Origin of the sequence: Pseudomonas hunanensis, assembly GCF_013393325.1 — a bacterium.
GTDB lineage: Bacteria > Pseudomonadota > Gammaproteobacteria > Pseudomonadales > Pseudomonadaceae > Aquipseudomonas > Aquipseudomonas putida_P.
Window position 1 is genome coordinate 225,498 of sequence record NZ_QJRC01000080.1, and the last position, 12,577, is coordinate 238,074.

Annotated in this window: 8 protein-coding genes; all 8 read right to left on the bottom strand. The window is 55.5% G+C overall.

The window, feature by feature from the left end; all coding sequences use genetic code 11:
- Positions 1–51: 51 nt before the first annotated feature.
- Positions 52–3,075: a type III restriction-modification system endonuclease gene (locus DM807_RS09565; protein WP_069943299.1), complete on the bottom strand. Its 3,024-nt coding sequence runs from the start codon at positions 3,073–3,075 to the stop codon at positions 52–54.
- Between the two features lie 12 nt (positions 3,076–3,087).
- A complete protein-coding gene (locus DM807_RS09570; RefSeq protein WP_069943300.1) occupies positions 3,088–4,950 on the bottom strand; it encodes a site-specific DNA-methyltransferase in 1,863 nt (620 codons plus the stop codon).
- Entirely contained in the window at positions 4,950–5,729 is a 780-nt protein-coding gene (locus DM807_RS09575) for a DUF4391 domain-containing protein (RefSeq protein ID WP_069943301.1), read from the bottom strand. Before DM807_RS09575 ends, DM807_RS09570 begins: the two co-directional genes overlap by 1 nt.
- A gap of 16 nt (positions 5,730–5,745) precedes the next feature.
- Positions 5,746–8,955, bottom strand: coding sequence for a helicase-related protein (locus DM807_RS09580; RefSeq protein WP_069943346.1), 3,210 nt, complete (start codon positions 8,953–8,955; stop codon positions 5,746–5,748).
- Between the two features lie 17 nt (positions 8,956–8,972).
- Positions 8,973–9,140 carry a helix-turn-helix domain-containing protein gene (locus DM807_RS09585; RefSeq protein WP_244965020.1) on the bottom strand — a complete coding sequence of 56 codons (168 nt, stop codon included), beginning with the start codon at positions 9,138–9,140 and terminating at the stop codon, positions 8,973–8,975.
- Positions 9,141–9,254: 114 nt separating this feature from the next.
- The gene (locus DM807_RS09590; protein WP_069943303.1) at positions 9,255–10,790 is read right to left on the bottom strand and encodes a DHA2 family efflux MFS transporter permease subunit; all 1,536 of its coding nucleotides are present in this window, start codon (positions 10,788–10,790) and stop codon (positions 9,255–9,257) included.
- Positions 10,787–11,974 carry an HlyD/EmrA/EmrK family protein gene (locus DM807_RS09595; protein WP_012272019.1) on the bottom strand — a complete coding sequence of 396 codons (1,188 nt, stop codon included), beginning with the start codon at positions 11,972–11,974 and terminating at the stop codon, positions 10,787–10,789. The genes DM807_RS09590 and DM807_RS09595 overlap by 4 nt, the downstream gene beginning before the upstream one ends.
- A gap of 30 nt (positions 11,975–12,004) precedes the next feature.
- Entirely contained in the window at positions 12,005–12,478 is a 474-nt protein-coding gene (locus DM807_RS09600) for a MarR family winged helix-turn-helix transcriptional regulator (protein ID WP_012272018.1), read from the bottom strand.
- Positions 12,479–12,577 lie beyond the last annotated feature (99 nt).

Below are 12,577 nucleotides of genomic sequence, written 5' to 3' on the forward strand. Positions count from 1 at the left end.
AGTATTCCGATTGATCAACGGGCTTAAACGACTTTCCGCCAGGCCTGGCTGTCAGTCCTGATTGATATGCGCCAGCATGCCATTGACATCGACTGCACGTATGTACCGTGCCGGGTTGGCATCCTTCGCGACTTCCTCGAAATGCTTTTCACCACAGCGGATTTTGGCACCCTCGACATGGCGCAGGTCGCCCCACCAGGTGCTGCCTTTGGTTTCGACCACGAAGTACAGTTTTTCCTTACCTTCTTCATCATCGACGACCACCGCCCAATCGGGGTTATAGGTGCCGAGCGGCGTGGGAATTTTGAACCAGGCCGGGAGCTTCGCATACACCTTCACGGCTTCGTTACTCTCCAACGCTTCAGCGAAGTTTTTCTCTACGCCCGCCGAATCATAGACGACGTGCGTATAAACGGACTTCTGCGTCTCTAAGGTATTTTTCAAATAGCCTTTAAGCTCCTCCTGCTGGAAAAGCGTCTGCGCATAGACGTGCTCGTCGCCAATCTTGCTGTACTTGATGCCATCGACAAGCGCCAACCTCTTGGTACGGTTGATGGCCTCTGAAGCAAAGTCGATAAATTGTTGCGGGTTGCGGGCAAAGTCTTGCAGGCGGCGGCTCTCGGTGAGGATCCTGACGATGCTGCTGCGGGTCAGCTGCGTCTTGTCCTGCAAATCCGTGATGATGTCGGGAAGCTCGATGTCATCCTCATGGATCGTCGTAAATTGAGAGGCGTCCGTTTCCTTGGTCGTCACGCCGCCCTTGCCTATCGCAATGTCAGCCTTGCGGAATTGCGCCCTGGTTTTGGTGATGGGCGGGCACTCCAGAATGGCGTTGGCACAATCGGCAATAAGCTTCTCGTTATTGAAGTCGACGCGGTAGGTCGTCTTGTACTTGATACGCTCCCAAAGCGCCTTGAATTCCTCACTCTGAAGAACGGCCTCGCGGGTGCGGATGGTTTTGCGGTCATCCGCATTCTTGATATCGAGCCTGCCAGCGAGTTTCTTCAAAATGCCCTGGATGTCTTCTTCAGCAGCATCTGCCTTGCACCCAAGCTCAGCCTTGATATCGTCCGGCAGCTTGAAACTACCGTCTTTGAGCGCCTTACGCAGGGTGTCCTGCACCTTGCCTTTGGCATCGACAAAATCTTCGCTTTTCAGGAACTTCCAGATTTTTTCGGATTGCTCTACACCCAACGGCCCTGCTTCGCCCTTGTCGTTGACAATCAGTACTGTCGCGAACTGATGAGCCTCAACGATGCCAAAGCGAATGCCGGTATCCTCTTCAATCTCCTTCTGAAGGTTTTCAGCAAACTCTTCATAGCTCTCGGTGGCAATGACAGTCAGTGTGTTGATGTCAGAGCCCCGCAGGCGCTGCCCTTCCTGATTGACACAGAGACGCAAGCCTCGCCCGATGGTCTGGCGACGCTCCCGCTCCGTCCCCATTTCACGCAGGGCACAAATCTGGAATACGTTCGGGTTGTCCCATCCCTCTTTGAGGGCAGAGTGGGAGAAGATGAACTTTAGCTTGGTGCTAAAGCTCAGCAGCTTTTCCTTCTCCTGCATAATCAGGTTATAGGCGCGCTCGGAGTTGTCGCGACCGGCCTGGGTATTTTCCGCTGTCTCGACAAGTCGTTCCTTCTTGTCGATGGAGAAATAGCCGTTGTGGACTTCGGCGGCGTTTGTCTCCAGGTCTATTTCGTTGAAGAGGCTTTGGTATTTGTCGGACTTCGCGAGTTTGGAATATTCCTCTTCAAACATCCTGGCATATTTGCCTTTTACCGCATTGCCGTCTTCGTCGTACTGGCGGTAGTGCTCGACGCTGTCGATGAAGAACAGGCTCAAGACCTTGATAGGCTGCTGGTTGGCGGCAAAGGTCAGCTCTTTTTCAAGGTGCTCTTTGATCGTCCGGCGGATCATCAGGCGTTTGATTTCGTCCGGATTGACACCGCCAATGGCCTGATCAGGAAGCAGTGTCTCATCGAGCCCTGGCCCCTTGATCTGAACGGACTCGTTTTTTTTGCCGCAGGTGATCGTGCCGATCTGCATGTTTTGGTAAATGGCGCGATTAGCGATCTGCTCGAGGTCGTCGCCATCTTCAACGGTGAGGATCTCGCGGCTGATTTTCTTACCGCGCTGCACGTCGATTTCGACCTTCGCCGTAATCGAGCCTTTACGATTGTGCGTGGAGTCAAGCCTGACATACGGCTTGTTGTTTTCGCCCTCGATCTGAAGCGAGGCCACTTCAATTTGCTTTACCAGGCCCCGGTCATAGGCATCGACAGCGTCAAGACGATAAACCATGTGGTGTTTGTCGACGTGCGTTGCTGAGTAACGCAGAGTACAGAGCGGGTTCATGGCATCCAGCGCCTTTTTGCCCTGTCCTTGAAGACCGCCATCCACGCTTTGCGGCTCATCCACGATGATGATCGGGCTGGTGGCCTTGATCAGATCGATGGGACGCTCACCGCCCGTGCTCTCATTTTCTTTATAGAGGTTGTTAACATCTTTCTTGTTAATTGCCCCTACCGTCGTCACCATGATCTGGACGTTCGAGCTCGTGGCAAAATTACGGACTTGCCCAAGCCGGGTAGAGTCGTACAGAAAATACTCGTAACCTTTGGCTTTAGGGTACAACCCTTCAAAATGGTCACGCGTAATTTTGAGCGTTTTATAAGTACCTTCTTTAATGGCTACTGAAGGCACGACAATTACAAATTTGGTGAAACCGTAATTTTTATTCAGCTCAAATATCGTACGCAGATAAACATAGGTTTTACCGGTGCCCGTTTCCATTTCGACGGTAAAATCACCACTCGCAAGATTGCCAGCAGGACGCAATCCGTTATCGAGCTGGATAGTGTGCAAGTTATCGAGAATATCATCATCGAGCAGTTGCAGGCGGTTACCGATACCAAGCTCACTTTCCGCCAGGCCAAGCGAGGCCTGCGGCCCCGCATCCGGACGGTGGGTCACCGTGAATTCAGATCGCGAGACGTCCTGACCTTTAAACAGGCCGATAACGGACGCAATCGCCGCCATCTGGTAATCAAGATTGTCTTCAAAATGCAGCTTCATCAGAGACGCTCCTTACAAGCTGCGCACGTGAGAAATGCCATGTTGCTCAAGAATGGCGGCCATGTTGGTCTTCGCAATGTCATCACTGAATGCGCTGTCACGGAAGAAAACATGTGTATCCGAGAGCGGGTTCAATTCTCCATGCCACGCAAGCATGCCTTGCGCAACATTTTCAACATCCGCCCGGGTGATTGATGGGTCAAGACACGCAAACAGAACGCCGTAGCCAATGCTAAAGATTTCTTTTCCGGCCACCACCCTGCTTTCAATAGGCACCGCCAAATCGACACCGCGCTTTACCAATAGCTCATAGAGAACATCTTGCTCGGTACGCCCATCAATCAAGTGCTCCTGATGAGACAGCAGCGTCTGCTCAAGATCTTTACGGTCTGGACGCCATGCCCGAATATTGGAGCTGGAAAGCTTGAATACTTTAAACCCGGAATTCGGGGTAGCCTTGCCAGCCGTGCATCGTCTTAGCCTTTCCTTCGTAACATCAGATATATTTAGCAACCCCAGCTTTCGTGCGGTAATGCCATGAGGTTTGCTCTCGTCGATAGCTTCTGGCAACTGCACCAATATGAACCTGGGCTGCTCAACATCAAGAACAGCCGCCCCGGTGCTTCCCGACCCTGCAAAAAAATCGAGAACGATATCGTCGGCCTTGACACCAGACACCTTCATCATTCGCTTTATCAGCTCCGTAGGTTTGACTGTATCAAACGGAGCGTCGCCATCGAACGTACCTTTTAACTCTTTTACACCAGACCTTGTAGTCCCAGAGTCTTTTGCAAACCAGATGGTTTCGGGGGTGCGCCCATCCAGGTCAGCAAGGTAGATTTTCCTGATAATCCTTGTTTCATCTTCGCTGAAGAAGATTTCCCCAGTATCAATCTTACTATTGAGGGTCTCCCTGCTCCACCGCCATCCGTTATCCGGAGGATTAATTATTTTCCCCGATGGCGTTGTAATTGGGTATTTTAGATTTTTTCGGTCCAGCGCATTCCTGACATCGCCTGTCCGCCAATCACCTTTGGGGTCATTGTCTGGGTTGGCGTAGGCCTTGTTGTCCTCTTCTGTTCGCTCAAGCGACATCAACTCAAAATCTTCAGACTTCCTGTACATAAGAATATGATTATGGTGCACAGAAAATATGCCAGAATAGCCTTTCGGCTGGACGCTGTGCTGCCATATGATATTGGTGATGAAGTTTTCTTCCCCGAAGACCTCATCACAAAGCATCCTCAGCCTCGGCACTTCATTGTCGTCAATAGATATAAATATGGCGCCATCATTCCTCAACAACGATTTCGCCAGCTTCAGCCTTGGGTACATCATGTTGAGCCAATTTGTATGAAACCGACCAGAGCCCTCAGCATTGCTGGATAACTTCAAGCCCTCACTGCTCTTTTGCCCCGTGTACTGAAGATACGTATCCAGATTATCCTGGTAGTTATCAGGATAAATGAATTCATTTCCGGTATTGTAGGGCGGATCAATGAATATCATCTTGACCTTGCCTGCATAGCTCTTTTGCAGGAGTTTCAGCACCTCAAGGTTATCACCCTCAATAAAGATATTCTTGGTCGTGTTCCAATCGATACTTTCACTCGGGCATGGCAGCAACGTCCCCGTCGACGGCGTTAGCGCTATTTGGCGCGCCTTCTTCTTGCCGTGCCAGTTCAGGCCGTACTTCTCCTCACCTTCGTCGATGACCCCTGCATCACCCAGCAACTGCCGCAAGGTATCAAAATTTACTCCACCTTCTCCGAAGGCTTCAGGAAGCAGATTTTTGAGCTGTTCGATGTTGTCATTGACAACATTGGCGCTCTCACCGTCCTGCAGGGTCACTCGCTCAAGAGCTGGCTTATTCATCAAATGGTCTCTCTAATTCTTTCAATAACATCATTGATCTGTTTGATCTTGGTGTTCAGCTCAACCTGTCGCCCCATCTGCTTCTCTTTTTTAAGCTTGTTGGCGATCTCTGCCTTTTGCAGGCTGAGCTTTTCAAGCTCGCGGAGCCGTTCAAGACGGCCCCCGCTTGGTGTGCTTTCGAGATCATCGGCCGCAGCCTGTGCATAGCGTCCACTGTGGCTGGCGCAATTAATAGCTATGACACGATCAGTCAGGCTTTTATAGAAACAGAGAAAATTGACAAAGGAAAAGCTGTTGATATGGCAGTCTTTCAAGAAGTCTGCCTGCACAGCCGTGGGCGCGGCCAGGTCTATCCAGTCCGTGTAGAGGATATCCTCGACCACCCATTTTTCCTTGTCAGCCTGGTTGATGCGCTTGTCGGACACGCTTAGGCAAACCTCGTTGCCCTGCGTGAACAGCAGAATGAGCGGGTATGGGATAGACCGCTGCATAAAGTTCGCGATCCGCTTCAGCCGCTTGGCCGAAGTCAGATCGACCTGAAGCACCGCGATTTCAGAGAAGTCGCGCTCGCTATCAACATAGCCCGCAATGTTGATCGTGGCGGGCTTCAGGGTGTAGCGCCAACGGATTTTGTCGACGTCATCCTTCAAGGCCGTTTTATCGGCGATATCGAGGATACCGTTTTCAAGAAAGAGCTTCTTGAAAACGGGTTTGTTCAATTCACAGGATCTGGGAATTGAAAGATGTTCGATGAAGGCTTCCAGCGAACCTGGTGTCATAGCATGTCCTTAGCCTTTAAGGAGCGTCCGTGATGATGAGGTAGGTGACAACAGCGAAATCCTCGATGCCCTGGCTGCTGGTGGCGGTCAGCACCGTGCCACCTCTGGTAAAGAGGCTTTGTACGCCCTTCTCTTCGCTTTTGCCTGCAATGCTATCAACCGCAACGGCCAGCAGCTGCTGGAACTGCGCCATTTCGGAGCCGTTCCGGGTACGGTCGTTTATCTGCCCGGTTGCATCCTCATCAACGGCAGATGCCGAGAGACCGTGCTTCTTCAGCAGGTCGAGCACCTTCTTGCTTTGCGTGAAGTTGAGTTCAACGACGGCTTCGTCCGTGACATAGACCAGGAAGAACGGCGCGAGCGGATAGTTCTCGTCCACCTGAACAGCGCGATGACCATCCCGGATGCTCTTCAGGCAGAAAATGACGCCGGGCTTGAGGCCATCCGCTTTGAGGTCGGCATCAATGGTGACGGCGGCATAAAGGCCGTGAGGAGCCGCTGCCAGCTTGTGCAGGCCCTTCTTCATGTAGCCTGAAAGGTCCATGCGGAAGTCGTTCAAGGTCAAGTCGGTGATGGACACGCCACCCGCCATATCTTCCAGATCGACCACAGCATCTTTGAGTTGCTGAAGCTGCCTGCGGCGATATTCCAGGTCGTTCATTTCCTGGGCGTTGGCATCGATGACGTTTTCCTCGCCCGTGGCCGAGACATCCAGAAGCATCATGCGGCCTGCCACGCGGGCTTCCAGGTTGATGTACTCGTCCAGCTCCATATTCGGCCAGAAGTTGATGAGTTGGATTCTGGTGTTTTTCGAGCCCAGGCGATCAACGCGACCAAAGCGCTGGATGATCCTGACCGGGTTCCAGTGAATGTCGTAGTTGATGAGCGTGTCGCAGTCCTGGAGGTTCTGTCCCTCGCTGATGCAGTCGGTGGCAATCAGCAGGTCAATCTCCGTCTTTGCGTCGGGATCAATCTTTCCGCGCTCCTTAGACACAGGGGAGAAAGCCGTCAGCAGGTTGTTCAGATCCGAGCCCGCTCCGGCAAAGGTCGTCTTGTTGGTCCCCCCGCCTGTGATGAGCGCACTGTGGATACCAAGTTCGTCCTTAGCCCAATCGGCAAGGTGGGTATAGAGATACCTTGCGGTATCGGCAAAGGCCGTGAAGACAATGACCTTCTTGTTTCCGGGGTTGAGGGGCTCCCGGACTTTTTGTGAAATGACTTCTTTAAGCCTTTCAAGCTTGGCATCGCGTGGCGCGTCCACGGTTTGCGCGGACTGGACGATAGTGGTCAGGAAGACCCTGTCCGCCTCCAGCTCCTGCCTGAACCGGATTAGATCCATGTCCTGGAGCAGGACGCGGGTCTTGTTGCCGATCATGAAGGGCTCAAGTTCGGGCGAGTCCATTTCAAAGTCGTGAATATCCTCGATATTCAGCGCTTCGATGTCGCCGCTTTCATGAGCGTCGATCTTCTGCAGCAGCGCTTCCACCTGCGCCAGCAGTTTTTGCGAGGTGAGCGTGAACGAGCTGATCGAGCTTTCCATGCGTTTGAGCAGGTTCACCCGCATCAGGTGGATCAGGCTCTCTTCTCGGTCGACTTGCTTGAACACACTCTTGCCTTCGCCCACAGCGTTGTCATAGCGCCGGGCGTACTCATCCTTCTTGTCCGTACGGACGAATTTCATCGGCGAGTAGCCTGCGAGCGACAGCCTGCGGATTGTCTTGTTGACTTCCTTGAGCGGCGGAAATTCGCGGGTTGCATCGATGTCCGCGTAGATATTCTGTGGCGGCAATCGCACAGGGAACTGGCCGATATCTGCCGTACCGTAGTACTTCTGAATGTGCTTGCGGGAGCGCGCAATGGTGACGACATCGAGCAACTTGAAATAGTCAAAGCTCATCGTATCCAGCAAGGACGCTACGCTACGGCTTTCAGGCGGTTGCTTGACCCATTGGTTGAACTGCTTCTGGGCCAGGCGCAGCGTGCTTTCCACATTTTTGATGCCAACATCGCTGAAGGCATCGTCTCGCCCTTCGGTGATGAAGGCGACCTGGTTCTTCAGGTCGTTCATGCGGTTGTTCACCGGCGTAGCGGAGAGCATCAGCACCCTGGTTTTCACACCTGACTGGATAATGTCTTCCATCAGGCGGCTATAGCGGTTTTTGCTGCCTTTGGTGGGGTTGTTGTTGCGGAAGTTGTGCGACTCGTCGATGACGACGAGGTCGTAATTTCCCCAGTTCAGGGTTTCAAGATTGATCTCACCGGAGCTACCTTTCGGGCGAGACAGGTCGGTATGGTTCAGGACGTCGTAGTTGAAGCGGTCCTGGGCCAGCAGGTTGCGTTTGTCGTTGACGGTATAGATCGTCCAGTTGTCCCGGAGCTTCTTGGGACACAGCACCAGCACACGGTCATTGCGTAACTCGTAATACTTGATGACGGCCAGCGCTTCAAACGTCTTACCGAGGCCGACGCTGTCGGCAATGATGCAGCCATTGTGCTTTTCGAGCTTGTCGATGGCACCGAGCACGCCGTCCTTCTGGAACTTGTAGAGCTTGTTCCAGACAAGGGTGTCCTTGAAACCTGTCTTGGTCTTGATGATGCGCTCTTCGTCGATGTCTTCGAGGAAGTCTTTGAAAAGGTTGTAGAGCGTCAGGAAATAGATGAAATCGCCCGGCTGGTCGGCGGCGATGAATTCCAACTTCTCAAGGAGCTCGTCCTTGATGTCGCGGGCTTTAGGGGTATCCGCCCAGACAGAGTTGAACCAGGACAGCAGCTGCTTGGTCGTTTCCGGCTCGTTGATACCGGTATTCATCAGCGGGGTTTCGGCCTGGACTTCACCCAGACCTGCAGGCGTGAAGGCAGAGCTGCCGTGGATGGCAAAGCTGCCTTTGCTGCCGTCTTCGACCAGGAACATGTTCTGAGCCGCATTGGCTGACCGCACCTGGGCCTTGCTGGCGAGCCATTTGGCGCACTCCCTGGCGATGCGCTTCTGGTCGAGCTGGTTCACCAGGCGCAGGTCGGCATTCGCCCCGATAAGCGCCTGAAGCGGTGAGCCTTCCCAGTCGCAGAGCAGCAGCCTTGCACCGTCAATGCGGGAAAGCTCCTTTCTGAGTACTGAGAAGCCATAAATCGTGAACAGGCCTGAAAGCACAGATAGCTTCGATCCGGCAGCGAGGTGATCACGCAGCGTATTCCCTACATGGCCGTTATTTCTGTTGTCCAGTAACAAAGCTTGCCCACCCCAACTCAAGTACGATTTTTGACCATTTGCTGGTCAATCCAGTCTTCTATGACGGCCTTTCGGAATCGCCAGCTGCCCCCTACCTTGAAGCCGGGAATCCTCCCTTCGGCGGCCAGGCGGTAAGCCGTCTTCTCCGCGAGCTTGAGGTACCCGGCTACTTCCTTGAGGGTCATTATCTCTTCAGGCATCTGATGCGCCCCTGTTTTGATGCCTGAGAGAATAAGGGAAAATCGGGGAATGGCCAAATGACACTTTGGTGAGCCAGCTATCGAAGGCTGGCATCCATGCTAATGCCCCGCCGATGCCGGCCCCGCCTTGGCAGTAAACGGTGGCTTGGCAAACCACACCAGCAGGATCAGCCCAGCAAACACCCAGGTCATCATGGTGAAATAGTCCACCGTCGACATCATGTAAGCCTGCCCATTGAGTATCTGCTCCAGTTGCGCATAGCTCTGCGGGCTGGCCCCACCCAACTGCTCAAGTGTATGCCGCGTCGCCGGGTCGAACTGGCTGATGTTCTCGCTCAGGTAGGCATGATGCTGGTCCGCCCGGCGAATCCAGATCCACGTCGTCAACGAAGCCGCAAAACTCCCGCCCAAGGTGCGCAGGAACGTCGCCAGCCCAGAACCATCGGCAATCTGGTGCGGCGGCAGGTCGGACAGCAGAATGCTCAAGGTCGGCATGAAGAACAACGCCACGCCAATTCCCATGAACAACTGCACCAAAGCCACATGCTGGAAGTCCACTTCACTGGTGAAACCCGCGCGCATGTAACAACTGGTACCGATCGCCAGGAACGCCAGCCCCGCCAGCACCCGCAGGTCGAACCGGTGCGCATACTTGCCCACGAAAGGCGACATGATCACCGGCAGCAAGCCAATCGGCGCCACCGCCAGGCCCGCCCAGGTCGCGGTGTAGCCCATCTGCGTCTGCAACCACTGCGGCAGGATCAGGTTGATACCGAAGAACCCGGCATACCCCCCGACCAGCACGATGGTGCCGACGCGGAAGTTTCGATGCACGAACAAACGTAGATTGACCACCGGGTGGCGGTCGGTCAGCTCCCAGATCACGAACACCGCCAGAAACACCACCGAGATCAGGCTGCCGACGATGATGAAGGATGACTCGAACCAGTCCAGGTCGTTGCCTTTATCCAACACCACCTGCAAAGCGCCGACGCCGATGATCAGCGTGAGCAGGCCGATGTAGTCCATCGGTTGACGACTGGTGACCACCGGCCGCGTACGCATCTGCTGACGCACCACCGCGGCAGCGAACAGGCCGATCGGCACGTTGATGAAGAAGATCCACGGCCAGCTGTAGCTATCAGTGATCCAGCCACCCAGAATTGGTCCGGCAATCGGCGCCACCACCGTGACCATCGCCAGTAATGCCAGGGCCATCCCCCGTTTCGCCGGGGGATAAACAGCAATCAGCAGCGTCTGGGTCATCGGGTACAACGGCCCGGCGACCACACCCTGCAGCACACGAAACCCGACCAGCTCGGGCATCGACTGGGCGATACCGCACAGGAACGAAGCCAGCACGAACAGCAGTGTGGCCCAGATGAACAGTTTCACCTCACCAAAGCGGCGGCTCAGCCAGCCAGTCAACGGCAAGGCGATGGCGTTGCTCACCGCGAACGAAGTGATAACCCAGGTACCCTGCTCATAGCTCACCCCCAGGTTGCCGGAAATGGTCGGCAAGGCCACGTTGGCGATGGTGGTGTCGAGCACCTGCATGAACGTCGCCAGCGACAGGCCGATGGTGGTCAGCAGCAGGCTTGGCGGCGTGAACTGGGCAGCGGCGTTGTTGCTCATCGCTGCGCCGTCTTGCCGGGAGCGCTGTTTTCGTGAATCAGCTGAGCGATCAGGTTATCGGCTTCGACCAGCTGGCGGTCATACACCTGGGTGGTGTAACTGGCCTGCTGCGGTGGCTGCTGGGCCAGGGTCGGGCCGCTCTGGTCGTGCAGGTCGACTTCCACCACGGTGGACAGGCCGATCCGCAGCGGGTGGTCCTTGAGCTGGTCGGGGCTGAGGTGGATACGCACGGGTACACGCTGGACGATCTTGATCCAGTTACCGGTGGCGTTCTGCGCCGGCAGCAAGGCAAAGGCACTGCCAGTACCCGCGCCAAGGCTGTCGACCGTGCCGCTGTACTTGACCTCGCTGCCGTACAGGTCAGCGCTGATTTCCACGGGCTGGCCAATGCGCATGTCACGCAGCTGGGTTTCCTTGAAGTTGGCGTCGATCCACACCTGGTCCAGCGGGATTACCGCCATGGTCGCGGTGCCCGGCTGCAGGCGCTGGCCCAGCTGCACGGTGCGCTTGGCGACATAGCCGGTGACCGGCGCAACCAGGGTGGTGCGGGCGTGGTCGAGGTAGGCCTGGCGCAAGTCGGCTGCGGCCGCCATCACCTCGGGGTGCGAGGACACCACGGTGTCGTCGACCAGCGCGCTGCTGGTGCTGAGTTGCTGGCGTGCACTGTTGACGGCGGCCTGGGCCACGCTCAAGTCGTCGCGGGCATGGGACAGCTCTTCTGCGGCAATCGCACCGCTGTCGGCCAGCACCTTGCGCCGGTTGAAGTCCTGCTGCGCCTTGCGCAGTTCGGCCTGGCGCGTTTCCAGCTGGGCTTTGAGCGAGTCGACGTTGCTGTACAGCCCGCGGACCTGGCGCACACTGCGCGCCAGCTTGGCTTCGGCGGACTGCAAGGCCACCTCGCTGTCGGCTGGGTCGAATTGCAGCAACACCTGGCCGGCATGGACCAGGTCGCCGTCATCGGCTCCGATGCTGGTCACAGTGCCGGTGACCAGTGGGGTGATTTCCACGACGTTGCCATTGACGTAGGCATCGTCGGTGCTTTCGTGCCAGCGGCCGACCAGGCTGTACCAGGCCCACGTGCCGATACCACCAAGTATCAGCAGCAACAGCAGGCCAAGCAGCCAGGCCTTGCGCTTGCGCGAGGGCTCGGCGGAGGGAGTCGGGGTGTCTGCGGGAGTGGCCATGACAATACCTTGGATAATTCGTGACAGGGTTCAACGGTCGCCGAAACGGCGGATCGTCAACGGGTCGCCAGCACCGAGCAGCACCTTGGCCAGCAGGCCTTCCAGGGTCTTGAGCTCTTCAGGTGCCAGCACGCCGCACAACTCGTTCATCGCGGCGGCGCCTATTTCTGGCAGGCGGTCGGCCAGACGCTGGCCGTCGGCCGTGAGCGCCAGGCGCACCAAGCGCCGGTCGTCGGCGCAACGGTTGCGCACGATCAGCTCCTTCTGCTCGAGGCGGTCGAGCATGCGGGTCATCGAACCGCTGTCCAGGCCCAAGTAGCGGCACAACTCGGCCGGGGTATCCACCTGGTACTGGGTGACGATGATCAACACCTTGAACTGCGCGGCGGTGACGCCCTCTGATTCGAGGTGCCAGTCGAGAATGCGGTCCTTCAGGATCGCCGCACGGCCAAGCAACATGCCGATGGCGCAGGTCTGGAAGTTTTCGGGAGAGAAATGGGCCATCGAAGACTGCTCGGGTAATTGTGTAAAAATATTACTGCCTAGGCAGTGAATGTCAAAGCTTTGATTAGCTAGCTATGAAAAATTTCATGATTTCTACGG

Coding starts and splice junctions, on each gene's coding strand:
- DM807_RS09565 (WP_069943299.1), bottom strand. CDS start 3,075: ATGAAGCTGCATTTTGAAGACAATCTTGATTACCAGATGGCGGCGATT.
- DM807_RS09570 (WP_069943300.1), bottom strand. CDS start 4,950: ATGAATAAGCCAGCTCTTGAGCGAGTGACCCTGCAGGACGGTGAGAGC.
- DM807_RS09575 (WP_069943301.1), bottom strand. CDS start 5,729: ATGACACCAGGTTCGCTGGAAGCCTTCATCGAACATCTTTCAATTCCC.
- DM807_RS09585 (WP_244965020.1), bottom strand. CDS start 9,140: ATGACCCTCAAGGAAGTAGCCGGGTACCTCAAGCTCGCGGAGAAGACG.
- DM807_RS09590 (WP_069943303.1), bottom strand. CDS start 10,790: ATGAGCAACAACGCCGCTGCCCAGTTCACGCCGCCAAGCCTGCTGCTG.
- DM807_RS09595 (WP_012272019.1), bottom strand. CDS start 11,974: ATGGCCACTCCCGCAGACACCCCGACTCCCTCCGCCGAGCCCTCGCGC.
- DM807_RS09600 (WP_012272018.1), bottom strand. CDS start 12,478: ATGGCCCATTTCTCTCCCGAAAACTTCCAGACCTGCGCCATCGGCATG.